The 288-nt window shown below is 68.4% G+C and carries 1 protein-coding gene; it reads left to right on the top strand.

The annotated features are described in order from the left end of the window. On the top strand, positions 1 to 288 hold a 288-nt coding region (locus tag CV770_RS42360), incomplete at both ends, for an Ig-like domain-containing protein (RefSeq protein ID WP_161500098.1).

The following is a 288-nucleotide window of genomic DNA, read 5'->3' as shown; positions in this document are numbered from 1 at the left end:
GGTCAGCGATGCGGCCGGCAACATCGCGACCAGCGGCGCGGTGGTCTACACGCTCAGCACCACCGGCCCGACCGTGACCGAGGCCCTGGTTGCCGACACCGGCACGTCGGCCACCGACCACCTCACCACCAATCCGGCGCTGAGCGGCACCGGCCTTGCCAACACCGTGGTGCACTTCACCATCGACGGCAGCCCGATCGCGACGACGACCACCACCGATGCACAAGGCGCCTGGTCGTTTACGCCGAGCGGGCTGACTGACGGATTACACACCATCGTGGCGAGCCA

The organism is Bradyrhizobium sp. AC87j1 (assembly GCF_002936975.1).
Classification (GTDB): domain Bacteria; phylum Pseudomonadota; class Alphaproteobacteria; order Rhizobiales; family Xanthobacteraceae; genus Bradyrhizobium; species Bradyrhizobium shewense.
The sequence above is the reverse complement of the archived record's forward strand: the minus strand, read 5'-3'. Positions and strand labels throughout refer to the sequence as shown.